The sequence below is a fragment of the Marmoricola sp. Leaf446 genome, assembly GCF_001424755.1.
Classification (GTDB): Bacteria; Actinomycetota; Actinomycetes; order Propionibacteriales; family Nocardioidaceae; genus Marmoricola.
The window spans coordinates 129429-148622 of record NZ_LMRF01000003.1; the positions used below are offsets into that span (position 1 = coordinate 129429).

The window sequence follows — 19194 nt, forward strand, 5'->3', positions numbered from 1 at the left end:
CACCGTAGGCACGCGCCGGGCAGCCCGGGAGGTCCTGCCAGTGCGCCCAGCTTCTCCGGTCCACGCTCCGGGCGGGCTAGCGCGCTCCCCGACCGGCCCGTGAACGTGCGGGCGTCGAGGAGATAACCGGTTGACGCCGTCACGGAGGCTGAGGATGGTCGATGGTCCGAACCAGATCGGTTGCCCTCTCGGGTCGTCCGTCACCACCGTGGCAGATGGTGGCGTCGTCGAGGAGCAAGGGACCCGAGATGCGAGCACGACTGTTGTCCACCACCGTCATCGCCTGTGCGCTGTGCGTAGCCACCGCGACACCAGCCTCGGCCCGCGCGCCGGACGGGAACGGTGAGATCACCTTCGGGCGCTACGACCCCGCCCTGGATGCGACCACGGTGTGGGTGGCCAGGCCGGACGGTCAGGACCAGCGGCAGCTGATCACCGACCCCAGCTCGTTCTCCGACTGGTCACCCGACGGTTCCCGGATCGCGTTCGACTTCGCCGATGAATCCGGCGTGCACATCGGCGCGATCTCACCGGACGGCAGTCGACGCACGACCCTGACCACCGAGGAGGGTGTGCAGGAGACACCCGACTGGTCGCCGGACGGTCGATGGATCACCTACGGGGCCATGGACCCGACGCTTCCCTACTTCAGCACCTCGATCTGGATCATGCGCTCCGACGGCACCGATGCCCGCCGGGTCACCACTGGAGGGTTCGACGTCGAGCCGGTGTTCTCGCCCGATGGACGCCGCATCGCGTTTGCGCGGATCGTCGAGGAGAGCGAGGACGGCCCCCAGGTCAACTCGCTGCACGTGGTCGACGTCGACGGCACGGGTGAGCGCCAGGTCGTCGCGCCCCGGGCCGGGCTGGAGCACCCGGACTGGTCACCCGACGGACGCTGGCTCGGGTTCGACATCAACCCCGGCGAGACCCAGCTGCCCGACTCGGGGGCGCTGGTCGTCGTACGACCGGACGGCAGGGCGACCCACGTGCTGCGAGCACCTACGCGCGACCTGCGCTTCTTCAAGATCGCCTGGTCACCCGACGGGCACCGCATCCTCATGGGCTGCTTCGACCTGGGAGTCCAACGCGATCGACTGTGCACCAGCAACGCGGGCGGCGGCAACGTCCGCCTCATCGACCTCGGCGACGACTCCTGGGTCAACTTCCCCGCGTGGGGAGCCACCCCTGCACGCTGAGAGCACCCACCGGACTCCGACCTCGTCACGTCCTGGTGACGTCGGCACGCAGGTGACCAGAAGCAGTAGCCACTCGGCGAGGTGCCGGACTCCAGCTCGCGACCGAGCACGGCCGGACACCGGCACGACACGGAAGACCAGGACCATCTCTCCAGACGCGAGAAGTCCCGGCCCGGGGAACCGGGCCGGGACTTCTCGAGACGGACCACCAGATTGCTGTGGGTCTGTTACTTGTAGCGGGGGCAGGATTTGAACCTGCGACCTCTGGGTTATGAGCCCAGCGAGCTACCGAGCTGCTCCACCCCGCGTCGGCTCGTAGAACACTACTGCCGTCCCGGGGTGGGGCCAAATCGAGGGCCCCGGTCGCGCCGTGACGGTGGTCACGCCGCCTGCGTCACCCGATGAACAGCACCACGAGCAGCACCAGCAGGGCCAGGGCCAGCAGCGGGGCCAGCACCGCGATGGCGACGCCCTGGGCGACCGAGGCGCCGAGGGCGGTGCGGTCGCGCCCGGCGGGGGCGTCGAGCAGGGCGGTCGGCTCGTCGGGGGTCTCGCCGTCCTCGTTCCGGCCGGTCCCGCGGTCGCGGTGGTCGCCCTCGCTGCCGTCGGCGTTCTCGGTAGTCTCGCGCTCGGCGGGCTCGCGGTCGGCGGCCGCGGGTCGGGACGGCCGGGCGGGCCGCTCCCGGGGCGCGTCGTCGCGGTCGAGCTCGACGGAGACGGTCTCCTCGCCCTGGGGGTCGAGGCCGGGCCTGGGACGTGCGTCGCGCCAGGGCATCCGCACGGGCACGACGGGCTCGAGCTCGACGACCTCCACCACGAGGTCGCCGGGCGGCCCGCCGGACGCGGCCGGAGCGCCGTACCCCTCGAAGACGTGGCGGCCGACCGCGCTGACCTCGCCCACCGCCTGGCCGGTCACGTGGTCGACGACGGTCGCGCCGGCCTCGAGGTCGTCGCGGTAGAAGAAGTGCGTCTGGTGGATGTCGTGACCCCGGCGCGGCGGACGCGCCGGGCGCGGGGCGGTGGTCTCGTCCACGGGCTCTCCTCTCCGGGTCGGGTCCCCCCAGGGTGCCCCACCGGCCCTGGTCTGCGCGATCCCCGCCACATCCGCCCCGCGGCCCGCCCGCGCGGCCTAGGCTGTCCCGCGCCGCGCCGCGGCAGGCGTGCGACGACCTGGAAGGAGCCGGACCCGTGAGTGCCTCCACCTCGGGCTACGGCTCGGTGCTCCTGGGCACGCCGGGCCAGAGCCGCCGCCGGCTGCGCGTGCGGGTGCAGGTGCTGCTGACCGTGCTGCTCGTGAGCACCAACGTGATCGGCGCCGGCATCGTGTTCGTCCTGTCCGCGCTCGTCATCCCCAGCCCTGCGGCCAACCGCGGCACCGTGCTGTCGTTGGCGATCGGGGTGCCGGTCTACGTCGGAGTCGCGGTCGTCGTGGGAGCCGCCTGGGGCACCGCCGGTGCGCTGCGGTCGCTGCGCTGGGCCACCCGCGAGGACGAGCCGACGGAGGAGCAGCGCGTCGAGGCGCTCGGGGTCCCGTGGTTCCTGACCAAGGTGCAGGCCACGCTGTGGGCCGGCGCCACGGTGCTCTTCACCGCGCTCGCGGTCGTCGTCCAGCCCGAGCGCGCACTCACCACGGCCTTCACCGTCGGCATCGCCTCGGCGGTGGTCACGACCATCGCCTACCTGTTCTCGGAGTTCGCGCTGCGCCCGATCGCGGCCCGCGCGTTGTCCGGCGAGGAACGGATCAAGGTGCGGCGGGTCGGCGTACGACGTCGGATGCTGCTGTTCTGGGGCCTGGGCACCGGCGCCCCCGTGGTCGGCCTGGTATCGGTGGCCATCTTCACGCTCACCCTGCGCGAGGGCGAGGTGACGCTCAACCGGCTGGCCGTGGTCATCCTCGCGCTCGGCGGGGTCGTGCTCGTCTTCGGCGCCCTCGTGACCTGGCTCAACGCCCGCGCCGTCGTCGCCCCGATCCTCTCGGTCCGCAACGCCATGGAACGCGTCGAGGACGGCCTGCTCGACACCGAGGTCGAGGTGTACGACGGCACCGAGCTCGGCCAGCTGCAGGCGGGCTTCAACCAGATGGTGAGCGGGCTGCGCGACCGGGAGCACCTGCGCGACCTGTTCGGCCGCCACGTCGGCCGCGACGTCGCCGAGGCCGCGTCGCGGGGCGAGGTCGAGCTGGGCGGTGAGACCCGGGAGGTCTCGGTGCTCTTCGTCGACGTCGTCGGCTCCACCACCCTGGCGACCGAGCGCGACCCGGTCGAGGTCGTCGAGCTGCTCAACCGCTTCTTCGCGGTCGTGGTCGAGGAGGTCGACCGGCGCGGCGGGTTCGTCAACAAGTTCATCGGCGACGCCGCGCTCGCCGTCTTCGGCGCCCCCGTCGAGCTCGACGACCACGCCGGCCAGGCCCTGGCCGCGGGCCGCGCCATGGCCGCCCGGCTGGCCGAGGAGGTGCCCGACCTCGCCGCGGGCATCGGCGTCTCCACCGGCGAGGCGGTCGCGGGCAACGTGGGCGACGAGAGCCGCTTCGAGTACACCGTCATCGGCGACGCCGTGAACGCAGCCGCCCGCCTCACCGAGCTCGCCAAGGACGTCGACGGCAAGCTGCTCGCGGCCATGGCCTCGGTCGAGCGCGCGGACGACGACGAGGCCCGCCACTGGCGCGAGCACGACACCGTCACCCTGCGCGGCCGCTCCACCGAGACCACCTGCGCCGTCCCGGTCGCGTAGGGGTCGGGTCGGGTCGCCGTTCGTCTGGCGCTGTTCGTCTGGCGCTGTTCGTCTGGCGTCGGTTGTCTGGCGTCGGTCGTTTGACGCCCTAGGGGAGTCGACGCGGTCCGCGGAGCGGCGTACGGACAACTCGGACACGGGGTGCACCGAAACTGCCCGTCGGCGTCCGGTTCGTCCCGATCAGTCGGGCAGTTTCACCGGTTGGCCGGTGAAACTGCCCGCCCAACCACCTACCCCTGCGAGCTCAACGCCCGCTCGACGAGCGCCTTGGCCTCGTCGACGGCGGCGGCGTAGCCCTGGAGGTCGCCGTCGGCCAGTGCGCGGTCGGCCTCGGCGAACTTGGCGTCGGCCTGCTGGAGCAGCTCGAGCGCACCCTGCGGGAGCGGGTCGCCCGTGCCGCCCACGTCACCCGAGCCGCCCGAGTCGCCCTCGTCGGGCGTCGGGTCGGGGGTGTCGGTACCGGTGCCGGCGCCGCTCTCGATGACGTTCTCGAGGGCCTCCGAGAGCGTGGCGCCGATGCCGACCTCCTCGCCGAACGACGCGACCACGAACCGCAGCAGCGGGTAGGTGCCGTCGCCGCCGGTGCGCTCGGTGTAGAGCGGCTGCACGTAGAGCAGGCCGCCGCCGACCGGGAGCGTCAGCAGGTTGCCGTACTGCACGTTGGCATCGGCCTGGATGAACGGCCGCAGGGCCGCCGCCACCTTGGTGTCGTTGCTGAAGTTGTTGGCGATCTGCTGCGGACCGGGCACCTGGGTGCCGGGCAGCCGCAGGATCTGGAACTTGCCGTAGGTCTCGGGGTCCGAGGCGTCGGCGCCGACCGCCATGAACGACGCGAGGTTCTGCCGGTTGCGCGGCACGTAGGTCGAGGTCAGCGAGAACACCGGGTCGTCGGCGCCGGGGGCCGCCACCGAGAGGCGGTACGCCGGCTGCTTGCGCGAGGAGCGCGAGTCCACCGGGTCGGTGGGGACGACCCACTCGTCGCTGCCCTCGTAGAAGGTGCGGGGCTCGAGCACGTGGTAGCGGGCGAGCATCTCGCGCTGCACCTTGAACAGGTCCTCGGGGTAGCGCATGTGGTCGAGCACCTCCTCGGGGATGTCCGACTTGGGCTTCACGACGCCGGGGAAGGCCTTCTCCCACGTCTGGAGGACCGGGTCGCTCTCGTCCCACTCGTAGAGGGTGACGGTGCCGTCGTAGGCGTCCACGGTGGCCTTGACCGCGTTGCGCATGTAGTTGACCTGGTCGGTCGGCAGCGTGGCGTACGCCGAGCGCGGGTTGATCGCGTCGGAGGTCATCTCCTCCAACGAGCGCTTCTGCGCCTGCGGGAACTTGTCGCTGGTGGTGTAGCCGTCGAGCAGCCAGACCATCTTGCCGTCGACGACCGCGGGGAGCGCGTCACGGTCGACGGTCAGCCACGGGGCGACCTTCTGGACGCGCTCGCGGGGCGAGCGGTCGTAGAGGATCTTGCTGTTCTCGTTGACCCGGCCCGAGAGCAGGATGTTGGCGTCGCCGAACTTGGTGGCGTAGAGCAGCTTGTTGAACACGTTGCCGACCGCGACGCCGTCCTTGCCGGCGTACGTCGTGGACGTGGAGCCGCTCGGGGAGTCGCCGTCGCTGGTCGGCACGTCGAGCTCGACGTCGTTGCCGCCGGAGCGCTTGCCGACGATGGAGTAGGTCGGGCTCTGCTCGCCGAAGTAGATCTGGGCGCGGTACTGCCCGTCGGGCTGCGACTCGCTGATGGCCCCGTTGGGAGGGAGGTTCTCCTCGGCCCAGACCGGCTCCCCGCCGGTCGCCGCGGGCTCGTCCTCGGCGTTGCGCTGGTTGCCGAAGGCGCCGATCAGGCCGTAGCCGTGGGTGTAGACGGTCTTCTCGTTGGACCAGTTCTTCTGGCTCTCCGGGATGCCGGCGAGGTTCATCTCGCGGGCCGCGACCACCACGTCGCGGGTGGTGCCGTCGATGTCGTAGCGGTCGACGTCGAGCACGTCGGGGACGCTGTAGTAGCCGCGCACCTGCTGCAGCTGCTCGAAGGTGTCGGAGACCAGCTGCGGGTCGACGAGCCGCACACCCTCGGTGGTGGCGGCGCTGTCGGCCAGCTCGGACTGCGAGAGCTCGGTCGAGGCGGCGTACGACGTGGAACGGCTGTCGTCGATCCCGAAGGCGTTGCGGGTGGCCTGGATGTTGGCCCCGATGTACGTCGACTCGCGGTCGGCCTCGTTGGGCTTGACCTGGAACCGCTGCATCAGCCCGGGCCACACGCCCCCGAGGAGGACGGCCGAGATGGCGAACAGCGCCAGGCCCACGCCGGGCAGCAGCCAGGTGCGCCGCACGATGTTGGCGAAGAACAGCAGCGCGCAGATCACGGCGATGAAGATCAGGATGGTCTTGCCCGGCAGCACCGCGTTGTCGCGGGTGTAGGTCATGCCGGTGACCAGGCCGCCGTTCTGCGAGGTCAGGTCGAAGCGGTCCAGCCAGTAGTCGACGCCCTTGAGCAGCAGGAAGGTGCCGAACAGCGCGGAGAGCTGGCCGACGGCCGCGCCGGAGAACCGGTCGCTGGCCGACTGCAGCCGGATGCCGCCGTAGAGGTAGTGGACGACGGCCGCGAGGGCCAGTGCGGTGAACACGACCGTCATGGAGAAGTCGACGAGGAAGTGCAGCCACGGGAGGTCGAAGACGAAGAAGCCGATGTCGCGGCGGAAGTAGGGGTCGTTGCGACCGAAGTCCTCGCCGTTGCGCCACAGCAGGAAGGTGCGCCACCGCCCGGTGGCCGAGGTGCCCGCGAAGACGCCGAAGACGAGCGAGACCACGACCAGCAGCAGCCGGCGCATCGGGGTCACGACCTCGCGGTAGCGCTCGAGGTTGGCCTGCTCGGGCGAGTGCGGCCGGAACATCGGGCGCATCCGGTAGGCCAGCCACAGGTTGACGCCGACCACGACCGCCATCAGCCCGCCGAAGGCCAGGAACAGGCCCACGCGGGTCCAGATCAGGGTGCTGAAGACGCTGCCGTAGCCGAGGCTGTCGAACCACAGCCGGTCGGTCCAGATGCCCGAGAAGAGCGAGAAGCCGAGCACCACGGCGCCGACCACGATGATCGCCATGAGCAGCGGCCGGGGACGGCGCGACGCTCGGGCGGGCCCCCGGGGCGGCGGCGCGCCCCCGGATCCGTCCCCACCGGGGGCACCGGCGGGCTGGGCGGCGAAGAAGTCACTCATCAGGGGTGGGGGTCTCCGTCGGAGGTGGGGGCGGGGCTGGGGTCGGGGTCAGGACCGAGGTCGGGCCCGAGGTCGTCGTCATCGTCCGAGGCGGGCTCGAGCGTGGTGTGCAGCAACTGTAGGAGGCCGGGCACAAGGTCCGGGCCGGTCAGCACGAGGTCGTCCTCGTCGTGCGCGCGCTGCCGCACCGCGCACCAGGCGGCGCCCGAGCGCAGCACGCCGGCCACGACGCGGGCCTCCTCGCGGTCGGGGTCGCTGCTGGCGCGGGTGGCGAGGTCCTCGGCGGCGGTCGGGTCCTCGGGCAGCGCCCCGGCCTCGGGAGGCAGCGTGGTGGCCTCCAGCACGACCGCGCAGCCCGCCACCTCGGACGGCCAGACGATCCTGGGGAGCAGCTCCTCGAGGCTCCCACCGGAGGTCTCCTGCTCGACCGGGGTCAGCGAGCCGGGGGCCGCCCCGTCGTCGGCGCCCAGCAGGGCGGCCAGCTGGGGCTCGCGCTGGGCGAGCTCGTCGGTGTCGACGAGGGCGAACAGCTGCGCCGGCTGGTCCCAGCCCGCGCGCGAGGCGTGCAGCTCGACCTCGCGCACGACCTCGGCGAGCCGCTCGTCGGCGCTCATCGGGTGCACCGCGGCAGCTCGGCGCCGGGGTCAGCGACCCAGGCCTTCACGTCGGCGAGCGCGTCCTCGAGGGTCTCCACCTTCACCAGTCGCATCCTGTCGGGGTCGTAGTTGCCGCCGAGCGCCTCGGCGCAGTTGCCGGCGGGGACGAGGAACAGCCGGGCGCCGTCGTCCTGGGCCCCGACCAGCTTCTGCTGGATCCCGCCGATCTCTCCGACGCGGCCCTCGGGGTCGATCTCGCCGGTCCCGGCGATCACCTTGCCGCCGGTGAGCGACCCCGGGGTGAGCACGTCGTAGATCCCCAGCGCGAACATCATCCCGCCCGACGGGCCGCCGATGTTCTGGCTGATGTTGAGGTCGACCTCGAACGGGAAGTCGTAGCAGCACACCGCGACACCGATGCGCACCGCGCTGGCCTGCGGGTCGTCGGCGGCGCCGACGGTCCGGAGCTGCTCGCTCACGGTGCGCCCGTCACGGCGTACGTCGATCCGCACGCGGGTGCCCACCGGCAGCGCGCGCACGGCCCTCGTCACCGACGCGACGTCGGAGACCCGGCGCCCCTGCACGCGCAGCAGCTCGTCGCCGGCCTCGAGCCGTCCCTGGGCCGGGCCCTCGGGGTCGACGCTCGCCACCCCGACGCCCTCGTCGAAGTCGACGCCGAGGGCGGTCAGTGCGGCCGCGACGGCGTTCTCCTGCGAGGAGGTCATCTGCGCCGCGGACTGCTGGCGCACGGTCTTGCGCGTCTCGGTGCTGCCGTAGACCGCGTCGTACGGCAGCACCGAGACGTCGGGATCGAGCCAGGAGCGGACCAGCTGCACCAGGTTGACCTTCTCCCCCGGCGCGCTGGGGATGACGGTGACCAGGCGCAGACCACCCTTGTCGGAGTAGGTCTTGCGGTCCTGGACCTCGATGATCGGCTTGCCGTCGTACTCGCTCAGCACGTTGACCGTGGGCCCGGGCGAGAAGGTCGCGTAGGGCACCGGCTCGCGCAGCGCGAGGAACCCGGTCACCAGCACCAGGAGCAGCGCCAGCAGGCTCGCCCAGGTGCGTCGCCGGTCGGTGCGTGCCGGCGCCCCCTCCCCCGCAGGCGGGTGCTCGGGGGCGCTCGTCATGGCGTCACCTTCTCACCCTGCGGCAAGACGGCCCTTGACAGGTCCGGCGCCGGGGCGCACCGCCGCAGACCTCAGGCCGAGCGGCGCGTCTCGTCGGCGCGGTCCCGGGCGGTGGGCACCGGACGCTGCGAGGGGCGTACGGCGATCCCGGTGCTGCGCTCCCGGACGGGCCGGACCGCGCGGACCTGCCGGGCCGCTGCGGGGAGCTCGCGCTCGATCGCCGCACGGAAGCGCTCCTGCGCCGCCTCGGAGCGGTCGGGCTCGGTGGAGCGGGCACGGCCGGCCCAGCCGACCCACACCATCGCGCCCGCGGTCACGACGACGGGCGGCAGCCACCAGAGCAGGATCTCCACGACCCCATGGTGGCCCGCGTGGGCGCCTACTCGGGGCCACGACACGCACGGCCGACCGGAACGCCCGGCAACGGCAGGGGTCAGGGAGTGCCGACCCACTCGTCGTGGCCGTCGGCGAACACCTGGTGCTTCCACACCGGCACCTCGGCCTTGAGCCGGTCGATGAGGGCGCGCGAGGCGTCGTACGCCTGCCCGCGGTGCGCGGCGGAGGCGGCCACCAGCACCGCGGTGTCACCCACCTGCAGCGTCCCGGTGCGGTGCACCGCCGCCAGCGCCACGACCTCGAAGTCGCGCACCACGCCCTCGGCCACCTCGCGCAGCCGGGCCAGCGCGGTGGGGTGCGCGGAGTAGTCGAGGTGGTCCACCGACGCCCCGCCGTCGTGGTCGCGCACCACCCCGACGAACAGGTTGACGCCCCCGGCCGTCGGGTCGTCGACCGCCGCCAGGACCTCGGTGGCGTCGAGCGCCTCCTCCCGCAGGTCGAGCAGCCGGATCACGGCGTCGGCGGGGCCGGCGGGGGTCTGGGAGGTCACCGCGGCAGCGTAGCGCCGGGCCCGCCCGGCGCTGGCCCAGCGCTCGGCCGGCGCTGGGCCGGGGACGGTACGGCGGTGCACAGGGACCGCTCAGGGAACGGCGGTATTTTGGGGTCATGAGCAGCCCCGGCGGATCCGACGACAACCCCTTCAAGGGCACCCCCTTCGAGCAGATCTTCCAGGCGCTCGGTGGCGGCGCCGGGGGCACGGGCGGCGCCGGGATGCCCGACCTGTCGGCGCTGATGGGGCAGATGCAGGCGATGATGCAGCCCTACGACGGCCCGGTGAACTGGGGCCTCGCCACCGACATCGCCCGCCGCACGACCGCCCAGGAGCCCGACCCCACCCCGGGCCGCGCCGAGCAGACCCGCGTCGCCGACGCGATCCGGCTGGCCGACCACTGGCTCGACAGCGCGACGGTGCTGCCCTCCGGTGTCACCACCAGCGCCGCCTGGAGCCGCGCGGAGTGGATCGAGCAGACCACCGAGGTGTGGCGCGTGCTGGTCGAGCCGGTCGCCGAGCACGTCGTCGGCGCCATGGGCAAGGCGATGCCCGAGGAGGCCCGCGCCATGGCCGGCCCGCTCATCGGGATGCTCGGCAAGGCGGGCGGGGCGATGTTCGGCAGCCAGGTCGGCGCCGCGCTCGGTGGCCTGGCCGGCGAGGTCCTCACCGCCAGCGACATCGGGCTCCCGCTGGGCCCGGCGGGCAAGGCCGCACTGCTCCCCCACAACATCGCGGCGTTCGCGGAGGGCCTCGACGTCGACGTGGAGGACGTCACCCTCTACCTCGCCCTGCGCGAGGCCGCCCACCAGCGCCTGTTCGCCCACGTCCCGTGGCTGCGCGCCCACCTGATCTCCTCGGTCGAGGACTTCGGCCGCGGCGTGACCATCGACGTCTCGGGCATCGAGCAGGCCATGGGCGGGCTCGACCCGACCAACCTCGAGGCAATGCAGGAGGCGCTGCAGGGCGGCCTGTTCGAGCCCAAGCAGACGCCGCAGCAGGCGGCCGCGCTCGAGCGCCTCGAGACCACCCTGGCCCTGGTGGAGGGCTGGGTCGACGAGGTCGTCGGCCAGGCCACCGTCGAGCGGATGCCCGCCGCGACCAAGATGCACGAGGCGTTCCGTCGCCGCCGCGCCGCGGGTGGCCCCGCCGAGGAGACCTTTGCCGCCCTGGTGGGCCTGGAGCTGCGTCCCCGCCGGCTGCGCGACGCCTCCACGCTGTGGGGCGCGCTGCGCTCCAAGCACGGCACCGAGGAGCGCGACGCGGTGTGGGCCCACCCCGACCTGCTGCCGACCGCGGCCGACCTCGACGACCCGCTCGGCTTCCGCGAGGACCTCCCGCAGGTGCCCGAGCTCAGCGACGAGGACTTCGACCGCGAGCTGGGCAAGCTGCTCGACGCCGGCACCGACGAGGGCGACGGCGGCGAGAGCAGCGGCGGCGACGCGGACCCCCGCCCCGGCGCGTGACGCTGCACGCCGAGGCACGCGCGACCCTGGCCGGCTGGACGGCGCCCGACGCCGAGCAGGAGCGCCTGCGCGCGTCGTACGTCGCCCACCTCGACGCGCACCCCGACGGGGAGCGCCGCGCCTGCTTCCCCGACCACCTCACCGCCGGGGCGCTGGTGCTCAGCCACGACGGCGGCCACGTGCTGCTCAACCTGCACCGCAAGGCACGTCGCTGGTTCCACTTCGGCGGCCACCTCGAGGACGCCGACGCGACCCTGCAGGACGCCGCTCGCCGGGAGGCGGTCGAGGAGTCGGGGCTGCCCGACCTCGAGGTCGACGCGGAGCCGCTCCACCTGTCGCGGCACCGGGTCGACTTCTGCGACCCCCTCGGCCCCGTCGACCACCTGGACGTGCGCTTCCTCGCCCGGGCCGCGGCCGGGGTCGAGCCGGTCGTCAGTGACGAGTCGCTCGACGTGCGGTGGTGGCCGGTCGACGCACTGCCGACCCAGGACGCCGACATGGTGGAGATGATCGGCCTGGCCCTCCGGCGCTCCGCCGGGCCCGGGCCTCGACGCGGACGCTCCGCCTAGGCGTCGTCGACCTCGCTGGGTCCCGACGCGTCGGCGTGGGCGACACCCGCCAGGAAGCCCTTGGCGCGCTCGGCCCGCGGCAGCACGTCCACCAGCGCCCAGAACCGGGGCCCGTGGTTGGCCTCGACCAGGTGGGCCAGCTCGTGGAGCAGGACGTAGTCCACGACCCAGGACGGCATCGACTGCAACCGGTCGGACATCCGGATCTCGCCGGTGCCGGTCGTGCAGGAGGCCCACCGTGTGGTCATCGTGCCGACCCAGCGCACCGAGGAGGGCGCGGTTCCCGGGGGCAGGTGGGCGGCGCACAGCTGCCGGGCCCGCTCCAGCAGCTGGTCGTCGCTGCGGCGGGTGCGGCGCTCGGACCGCTCGAGGCGGCCGAGCATCTTGGTCACCCACTCCTGCTCCTCGGCGCGGGAGAAGCGGTCGGGGATCATCACCACGATCCGGCCGTCGCGGCGGTAGGCCGAGACGGTGCGGGTGCGCCGTCGGGAGCGGCGTACCTCCACGGGCGGGTCGGGGTGACCGGGGTGACCGGGGCTTCCGGGGTGCCCGGGACTCATGCCGGACGGGCCCAGTCGAGGAGCCGCTGGGTGGGCCAGGTGTTGACGATGCGGTCGGGGTCGAGACCGAGCTCCTCGGCGCGGGCGCAGCCGTAGACCTGGAAGTCGAGCTGCCCCGGGGCGTGGGCGTCGCTGTCGATCGAGAACAGGCAGCCGGCGTCGATGGCCTGCTGCAGCAGGCGCGTGGGCGGGTCGCGCCGCTCGGGTCGGCTGTTGATCTCCACCGCCGTGCCGGTCTCGGCGCACGCGGCGAAGACCGCCTCGGCGTCGAACTCGGACTGTGGGCGCGTGCCGCGGTTGCCGGTCACGAGCCGACCGGTGCAGTGGCCCAGGACGTTGGTCCACGGGTCGTGCACCGCGGCGACCATCCGCCGGGTCATCGCGTCACGGTCCATCTTCAGCTTGGAGTGCACCGAGGCGACGCGCACGTCGAGCCGGGCCAGCATCTCCTCGGTCTGGTCGAGCGTCCCGTCGTCGAGGATGTCGACCTCGATGCCGCGCAGCAGCCGGAAGCCGCCCTCGAGGTGCTCGTTGACCGCGTCGACGACCTCGAGCTGGCGGGCCAGCCGCGCGGCCGAGAGCCCGTTGGCGACGGTCAGCCGGGGCGAGTGGTCGGTGAGCACGAGGTAGTCGTGGCCGAGCTCCATCGCGGTGAAGGCCATCTCCTCGATCGGCGAGCCGCCGTCGGACCAATCGCTGTGCGAGTGCAGGTCGCCGCGCAGCGCCGCCCGGACCCGCTCGCCGCCCTCGACGAGGGGACCGCCGACCTCCTCCTCCAGCTGCGCCAGGCGGCGGGGGACGCGCCCCTCGACCGCCGCCTCGATCACCTCGGCCGTCGAGGCCCCGATGCCGGGGAGCTCGCGCAGCGTGCCCGACCGCACCCGGTCGGCGACCTCGTCGCCCAGCGGCAGGATCGTGGCCGCCGCGGCCCGGAATGCCTTGACCTTGTAGGTCTCGGCCCGGCTCCGCTCCAGCAGGAACCCGATCCGCCGCAGCGCCTGCACCGGCCCCAGGGGTGCCTCCGCCGCACCGGGCGCCCCGGTCGTCTCGCTCGTCGCCACCCGGTCATTGTGGCGCGCCCCGCCGACAGCGCCCGGCCGGGCACGGTGCGGGCACGGCGAGGTCCACAGCGTGCGGAGCTCCGTCCACACGCGCGACGGCGTTGTCCACAGGTCTGTCCACAGCGGTGCACAACCGCCAGGACCCGCGGTCGCGCCACCGGTCCACCCCGGTCGCCGGCCTCCATTGACCCGTCACCACCCGCGGCCCTACCGTGTCGGGCAGAAGGGGCCCTCGTCGGTCTCCGCGTTCGCAAGGGGAAGGCAAGCGCGGACGATCTGGCGAGGGCCCCGTCGACGTCCTCCCCGGCGTGCGACTTCTGGCGCAAACGCCCACGGCGCGTCCGCCGACAAGGGAGACTGCCGCGTGGAGTCTCGTCGCGCAATCAGTGAAGGAAGTGACACGTGACCACGTCCGGGAGTGGTGTGACCGGTCTGCGCAAGGCGCCGACCGGCATCACCGGGTTCGACGAGATCACCAACGGGGGTCTCCCCCGCGGTCGTCCGACCCTGGTCGCCGGCTCGGCGGGTGCGGGCAAGACGCTCTTCGGCCTGGAGTTCCTGGTGCGCGGCGCCACCGAGTTCGACGAGCCCGGCGTGCTGCTGGCCTTCGAGGAGGCCGCCGCCGACATCGCCACCAACGTCGCCTCCCTGGGCTTCGACCTCCCCGCGCTGGAGGCCGAGGGCAAGATCGCGATCGACTCCTTCCGCCTCGACCCGGCCGACTTCATCGAGGCCGGCCAGTTCGACCTCGAGGGGCTGTTCATCCGCCTCGAGCTGGCGGTGGCCTCGGTCGGTGCCCGACGCGTCGTGCTCGACACCATCGAGGTCCTCTTCGCAGCGCTGCCCAACGTGGCCGTGGTCCGCAGCGAGCTCAACCGGCTCTTCCGCTGGCTCAAGGAGCGCGACCTCACCGTCGTCATCACCGGCGAGCGCGGGGGCGGCGAGGACCAGCTGACCCGCATCGGGATCGAGGAGTTCGTCTCCGACTGCGTCGTGGTGCTGGACCACCGCGTCGAGGACGGCCTGTCGACCCGACGGATGCGCGTCACCAAGTACCGCGGCTCGCTGCACGGCACCAACGAGTACCCCTTCCTGATCACCGCCACCGGCATCGTCGCGGTCCCCATCACCTCCATGGGGCTGACCTACGAGGCGTCGGACGAGCGGATCACCACCGGGATCCCCGAGCTCGACGAGATGCTCAGCGGCGGCATCTACCGCGGCTCGGCGATGATGATCAGCGGTTCCGCCGGCACCGGCAAGACCAGCATCGGCGCCACCATGGCGGCCGCCTCCTGCGCCCGAGGCGAGTCCGTGCTGTTCGTCTCCTTCGAGGAGTCGCCCGCTCAGCTGGCCCGCAACATGCGCTCGATCGGCGTCGACCTGCAGCACTGGACCGAGACCGGCCTGCTGCACCTGCACTCGGTGCGCGCCACCGCCTTCGGGCTGGAGGAGCACCTGGCCCAGCTGCACCGCCTGGTCGACGAGCACCAGCCGCGACTGGTGGTGCTCGACGCTGTGGTCAGCCTGGGCCGCAGCGGCGCCCGCCACGACGCCTCGCAGGTCCTCGCCCGCGACCTCGACCTGCTCAAGAGCCGCGGGGTGACGTCGGTGATGACCACGCTGACGCGCACCACCGAGGCCGAGAGCAGCGAGGTCGAGGTCTCCTCCCTCGTCGACAGCTGGCTGCTGCTGCGCAACCACGAGACCAACGGCGAGCGCAATCGGCTGATGTTCGTGATCAAGAGCCGCGGCACGTCCCACTCCAACCAGGTGCGCGAGTTCGTCCTCACCGACCAGGGCCCCCGGCTCGTCGAGGTGTACGTCGGGCCGGAGGGCGTCCTGACGGGCTCCGCCCGGGTGGAGCAGTCGGTGCGCGAGCAGGCCCAGGCCGCCGCGCGCGAGGACGAGCGGGTCCGCCGTCGCCGGTCGCTGGACCAGCGCTCGGCCGCGCTGGAGGCCCAGATCGCCTCCCTGCGCGCGGAGCTGGACTCCGACCGGGAAGAGTTCGAGAGGTTGGTCGCGGAGCAGGCAGCCGCGCACGAGGTGGACGAGGAGGCACGAACGTCGATGGCACAGCGACGAGGAGCCCAGGACGTCCAGGACGTCCGGTCAGGAGCGGGGTCGTGACGGAGACCTGGGAGGACGACAACACCGAGGCCGCCACCGGGGAGGGACGCGAGCTCTACGACCTGCGGCTCTACGTGGCCGGGCAGTCGCCGCGCTCCGTGCGGGCGGTGGAGAACCTGCGTCGCGTCTGCGACGAGCACCTGGCCGGCCGCTACCGCGTGGAGGTCATCGACCTGCTGGTCAACCCCGCGCTGGCGCGCGGCGACGAGATCGTCGCCGTGCCCACGCTGGTGCGCAAGCTGCCCGACCCGATCCGCAAGATCATCGGCGACCTGTCCGACACCGACAAGGTCCTGGTGGGCCTGCAGCTGCGCGCCCCCGAGGGCGGTGGCACGTGAGCTCGACGCCCGACGGCGGGGAGCTGCGCTGGCCCCGGGACGACGACGACAGCGTCGCCCTCGCCCAGCTGCAGGAGCAGGTCGCGATGCTCCAGCGCACCCTCAACGCCATCGGGGGCGGCAGCGGCATCGACGCCGTCGTGCTCGGCGAGGGGCACGACGAGCAGGTCTACACGCTCACCAGCGCCGACCGGCCCTACCGCGTCATCGTGGAGAACATGGGCGAGGGCGCGATGACGGTCTCCGAGCACGGCGTCGTGCTCTACGCCAACCCGCAGGTCGCCTCGTTCCTCGGGGTCGACCGCGACGGCATGGCCGGGCGCGACGTCGCCGACTACGTCTCGGTCGACCAGCTGCCCGTGCTGGCCTCGCTGCTCACCTCCACCGAGCAGCCGACCCGGCGTGCCGAGCTGACGCTGCCCACCGCCCAGGGCGAGCTGCCCTGCCTGGTGGCGGCGACCGACCTCGACGTCGACGGCGTGCTGGTGCGCTGCCTGGTCTTCACCGACCTCACCATGCAGAAGCTGGTCGAGCAGCAGGTCGCCGCCGACTCCGCCCGCGCCGAGCGGACCCTCGTGGCCGCCGAGGTCAACGACACCATCGTGCAGGGCCTCGTCGCCGCCGAGATGGCGCTCGACCTGGGCCAGACCGACTTCGCCCGCAGCATCGTGGCCCGGACCTCCAGCCACGCCCGCCACTGGATCGGAGAGCTGGCCGGAGGTGAGTCGGTGGAGCCGGGAACCGCCGTCCGCACCGGGCCGGCTCGGAGCGGCTCGGAGAACCCATGACCACCGGACTCAACGTGATGGTCGTCGACGACTCCGACGACCTGCGAGACCTCATCAGCATGGTGATCCGCCGGCACCCCCAGGGGTGGCGCGTGGTGGCCACCGCGACGGAGGGTCGCGAGGCCGTCGACGAGGCCCGCGCCAGCCAGCCCGACCTCGTGCTGCTCGACATCGCGATGCCGGTGATGGACGGCATGGAGGCGCTCCCGCTGATCCGGGAGGCCGCGCCCGACGCCACCGTCGTGATGCTCTCGGGCTACCCCTTCGAGACCGCGGGCCGGGGCGCGCTCGACGCCGGGGCGCACGGCTACCTGGAGAAGTCCGACCTGGTCAAGAGCCTGATCCCCCGCCTGGAGAAGATCCTCGAGGGCAGTCCGCGCGGCGCCTGACCACCGGATCCGGCCAGGGGGACGGTCCGGGGGACGGCCGGGGCCTAGACCCCGCGGAACTCCGCCGGACGCTTCTCGCGGGCGGCGCGGATGCCCTCCTGGAGGTCGGCCGTGGCCAGCGTGACCGGCTGCGCGAGCGCCTCCCACTGCAGGCAGGACTCGAGGTCGGGGTGACCCTCGCCGCGCAGCGCCAGCGTGGTGTAGCGGCTGGCGATGGGGGCGGTGGCAGCGATCCCGGCCGCGATCTCGTCGACCTGCGCCGCGAGCTCCTCGCGGGGGAGCACCCGCGAGACCAGCCCGAGGTCGAGGCCCTCCTCGGCCGTCACGATGCGACCCGTCAGCAGCAGGTCGCGGGCCACGGCGCGGCCGACGACGTCGGGCAGCAGGAAGGTGGCCGCCATGCCGGGGTTCATGCCGAGCTTGACGAACGGGGCGCCGAGCTTGGCGCCCGCGGCGGCGTACCGCAGGTCGCAGGCGAGCGCGAGGCACAGGCCCGCCCCGATGGCGGCGCCGTTGACGGCCGCGATCGTCGGCACCTCGAGCGAGCGGATCGAGAGCCACGCGCGGTAGAAGGCCATCATCCGGGTGCGCAGCCGGTCGACGCCCGCGTCGGGCTCGCTGGCGATCCAGCTGGTGTCGCCGCCGGAGCAGAAGGCCGACCCCTCCCCGGTCACCACGACGACCCGCACCGTGGGGTCCTCCCTGACCTGCGCGACCGCGCTGGTCCACGAGTCCGTCATCGGCGCCGACATGGCGTTGCGCTGGTCGGGGTTGTCCAGCACCAGGCGGACCACGCCCTCGGAGGGGCGCTCGAGTCGCAGGTGGGTCAGGTCGAGGCTGTCCGTGTCTGGCATGCGGCGGAGGTTACCGCTCGGCGGGGCGGCGGTGGACTAGGGTCGAGCGAGGCCCGGGCCACCGGACCCCGGCGGCGCTGCGAGCACCGCCGCCACGAGCTGGTCACACGATGCAAGGAGTCCCTCATGGCCGAGACCTGGAGCGGCGAGTTCTACTGCGTGAAGTGCAAGGAGAAGCGCGAGGCGGAGGGCGAGGTGAAGGTGAACGACAAGGGCACCCGGATGGCCAAGGCCGTCTGCCCCGTCTGCGGCACCAACCTCAACCGCATCCTCGGCAAGGCCTGACCCGAGCCGTACGCCGCCCCGCGGGGCGCGCACCCAGGACGGCGGGACCCTCACGGGCCCGCCGTCCTGCTGCGTCCCGGCCCCGCCACCGGCCTGTGGACGACCGCAGCACGAGGCGCGCCGACCGCCCTACGGTCACGGCGTGTCGTTGCCACCGCCCGCCCCGCCCCCCGACCCGTACGCCGCCGGCGTCCGGCCGCGGCTCGCCCCGGGCCTGCGTGTCGTGCGCCGCGGCCCCGACCTGCTGCAGGTCGGTCTCGAGCCCGAGCGACGGGTGCTGCTGCCGCGTGACCGGACCACCGCCGAGGTGCTGGACGCCCTGCGGTCCGACCTGCCGCTGCCCGGGTCACCGACCGCCCGTCGGGTGGTCCACGCCCTCCTCGACCGCGGCTGCCTGCGGCTGCTGACCGACGACCCGCCGGTGCCGGTCGTCGCCGTGCTCGACGACCTCGCGGGCGACCCGGACGACCCGCTCGACCCGACCCGGCTGCTCGAGGCGACGGGGCTGACGCTCACCCCGTGGACCGAGGAGGCCGACGTCGTGCTGGTCCGCACCCGCGGCGAGTGCGACCGCGACCGGCTGGACCCGCTCGTGCGCGTCGGCACGCCCCACCTGCTGCTGCGGCTCGTCGACGGCGACGCCCTGCTCGGCCCGTTCGTCGCCCCCGGGCTGACCTGCTGCCTGCGCTGCGTCGACGCCCACCGTGCGGTGGCCGACCCCGACCACCACGCCGTGACCACCCGCTACGTCGAGGCCGGGTCCCGGCCGCGCACCGACGGTGTCCCCGACCTCGCCGACCCCGCCCTGGTCGCGCTCGCGACGGCCGCCGCGGTGCGCGAGGTGGCGGCCTACGTCCGGGGCGAGGAGCCGCCCGGCTGGTCCCGCACGCGCCGCTGGACCGGCACCGCCGAAGAGCCCGCCCTCCGGGAGTGGTCGCGCCACCCGCGCTGCGGCTGCAACTGGGCCCCCGACGACCACGCGTGGGGCACGATGGGGACATGAGGTC

At 73.3% G+C, this 19194-nt stretch carries 19 protein-coding genes and 1 tRNA gene; 10 read left to right on the plus strand and 10 right to left on the minus strand.

The window, feature by feature from the left end; translation table 11 throughout:
• Positions 1-248: 248 nt before the first annotated feature.
• A complete protein-coding gene (locus tag ASG49_RS11080) occupies positions 249-1199 on the plus strand; it encodes a PD40 domain-containing protein (protein WP_162244523.1) in 951 nt (316 codons plus the stop codon).
• A 234-nt stretch (positions 1200-1433) separates the two neighbouring features.
• On the opposite strand, the gene ASG49_RS11085 is transcribed toward ASG49_RS11080, so the two are convergent.
• Both ASG49_RS11085 and ASG49_RS11090 read right to left on the minus strand, forming a co-directional pair.
• Positions 1434-1507 (minus strand) — tRNA-Met (locus ASG49_RS11085).
• Between the two features lie 86 nt (positions 1508-1593).
• Complete coding sequence (locus ASG49_RS11090) at positions 1594-2232, minus strand: hypothetical protein (RefSeq protein ID WP_056541701.1); 639 nt, start codon at positions 2230-2232, stop codon at positions 1594-1596.
• A gap of 155 nt (positions 2233-2387) precedes the next feature.
• Here ASG49_RS11090 and ASG49_RS11095 point away from each other — a divergent pair, with 155 nt between their 5' ends.
• A complete protein-coding gene (locus ASG49_RS11095) occupies positions 2388-3929 on the plus strand; it encodes an adenylate/guanylate cyclase domain-containing protein (protein ID WP_056541705.1) in 1542 nt (513 codons plus the stop codon).
• A 230-nt stretch (positions 3930-4159) separates the two neighbouring features.
• Here the strand turns inward: ASG49_RS11095 and ASG49_RS11100 are convergent, their stop codons facing one another.
• The 5 genes from ASG49_RS11100 to ASG49_RS11120 form a co-directional block, all read right to left on the minus strand.
• Positions 4160-7135 (minus strand): UPF0182 family protein, encoded by a 2976-nt coding sequence (locus tag ASG49_RS11100; protein WP_056541708.1) that lies wholly within the window; start codon positions 7133-7135, stop codon positions 4160-4162.
• Positions 7135-7749, minus strand: coding sequence for a PPA1309 family protein (locus ASG49_RS11105; RefSeq protein ID WP_200936292.1), 615 nt, complete (start codon positions 7747-7749; stop codon positions 7135-7137). Before ASG49_RS11105 ends, ASG49_RS11100 begins: the two co-directional genes overlap by 1 nt.
• Positions 7746-8861, minus strand: a complete 1116-nt coding sequence (locus ASG49_RS11110) for a PDZ domain-containing protein (RefSeq protein ID WP_056541710.1) — start codon at positions 8859-8861, stop codon at positions 7746-7748. Before ASG49_RS11110 ends, ASG49_RS11105 begins: the two co-directional genes overlap by 4 nt.
• A 71-nt stretch (positions 8862-8932) precedes the next feature.
• Positions 8933-9214, minus strand: coding sequence for a hypothetical protein (locus tag ASG49_RS11115; RefSeq protein ID WP_056541712.1), 282 nt, complete (start codon positions 9212-9214; stop codon positions 8933-8935).
• Between the two features lie 80 nt (positions 9215-9294).
• Positions 9295-9747, minus strand: a complete 453-nt coding sequence (locus tag ASG49_RS11120; protein ID WP_056542018.1) for a molybdenum cofactor biosynthesis protein MoaE — start codon at positions 9745-9747, stop codon at positions 9295-9297.
• Between the two features lie 116 nt (positions 9748-9863).
• Between ASG49_RS11120 and ASG49_RS11125 the strand changes: the two genes are divergently transcribed.
• On the plus strand, positions 9864-11213 hold the full coding sequence (locus ASG49_RS11125) for a zinc-dependent metalloprotease (protein WP_056541717.1): 1350 nt from the start codon (positions 9864-9866) through the stop codon (positions 11211-11213).
• On the plus strand, positions 11210-11782 hold the full coding sequence (locus ASG49_RS11130; RefSeq protein WP_056541720.1) for an NUDIX hydrolase: 573 nt from the start codon (positions 11210-11212) through the stop codon (positions 11780-11782). Before ASG49_RS11125 ends, ASG49_RS11130 begins: the two co-directional genes overlap by 4 nt.
• Here ASG49_RS11130 and ASG49_RS11135 read toward each other — a convergent pair.
• Both ASG49_RS11135 and ASG49_RS11140 read right to left on the minus strand, forming a co-directional pair.
• Positions 11779-12342 (minus strand): M48 family metallopeptidase, encoded by a 564-nt coding sequence (locus tag ASG49_RS11135; protein ID WP_056541724.1) that lies wholly within the window; start codon positions 12340-12342, stop codon positions 11779-11781. The genes ASG49_RS11130 and ASG49_RS11135 overlap by 4 nt on opposite strands.
• The gene (locus tag ASG49_RS11140; RefSeq protein WP_235562030.1) at positions 12339-13403 is read right to left on the minus strand and encodes a PHP domain-containing protein; all 1065 of its coding nucleotides are present in this window, start codon (positions 13401-13403) and stop codon (positions 12339-12341) included. Before ASG49_RS11140 ends, ASG49_RS11135 begins: the two co-directional genes overlap by 4 nt.
• Positions 13404-13805: 402 nt before the next feature.
• Here ASG49_RS11140 and kaiC point away from each other — a divergent pair, with 402 nt between their 5' ends.
• Genes kaiC through ASG49_RS11160 form a run of 4 tightly spaced genes read left to right on the plus strand, consistent with a single transcriptional unit; the run spans position 13806 to position 17048 of the window.
• Entirely contained in the window at positions 13806-15533 is a 1728-nt protein-coding gene (gene kaiC, locus ASG49_RS11145; protein WP_056541727.1) for a circadian clock protein KaiC, read from the plus strand.
• Entirely contained in the window at positions 15530-15871 is a 342-nt protein-coding gene (locus ASG49_RS11150; RefSeq protein WP_056541730.1) for a circadian clock KaiB family protein, read from the plus strand. The genes kaiC and ASG49_RS11150 overlap by 4 nt, the downstream gene beginning before the upstream one ends.
• Positions 15868-16659 (plus strand): PAS domain-containing protein, encoded by a 792-nt coding sequence (locus ASG49_RS11155; RefSeq protein ID WP_056541736.1) that lies wholly within the window; start codon positions 15868-15870, stop codon positions 16657-16659. Before ASG49_RS11150 ends, ASG49_RS11155 begins: the two co-directional genes overlap by 4 nt.
• Entirely contained in the window at positions 16656-17048 is a 393-nt protein-coding gene (locus ASG49_RS11160) for a response regulator transcription factor (protein ID WP_056541739.1), read from the plus strand. Before ASG49_RS11155 ends, ASG49_RS11160 begins: the two co-directional genes overlap by 4 nt.
• A gap of 44 nt (positions 17049-17092) precedes the next feature.
• On the opposite strand, the gene ASG49_RS11165 is transcribed toward ASG49_RS11160, so the two are convergent.
• Positions 17093-17902: an enoyl-CoA hydratase/isomerase family protein gene (locus ASG49_RS11165; RefSeq protein WP_056541742.1), complete on the minus strand. Its 810-nt coding sequence runs from the start codon at positions 17900-17902 to the stop codon at positions 17093-17095.
• A gap of 126 nt (positions 17903-18028) precedes the next feature.
• Here ASG49_RS11165 and ASG49_RS19125 point away from each other — a divergent pair, with 126 nt between their 5' ends.
• Together ASG49_RS19125 and ASG49_RS11170 are read left to right on the plus strand one after the other, a co-directional pair.
• Positions 18029-18187 (plus strand): DUF5679 domain-containing protein, encoded by a 159-nt coding sequence (locus ASG49_RS19125; protein ID WP_011754982.1) that lies wholly within the window; start codon positions 18029-18031, stop codon positions 18185-18187.
• Between the two features lie 142 nt (positions 18188-18329).
• Positions 18330-19190, plus strand: a complete 861-nt coding sequence (locus ASG49_RS11170) for a hypothetical protein (RefSeq protein ID WP_056541744.1) — start codon at positions 18330-18332, stop codon at positions 19188-19190.
• The last annotated feature ends 4 nt before the right edge of the window (positions 19191-19194 follow it).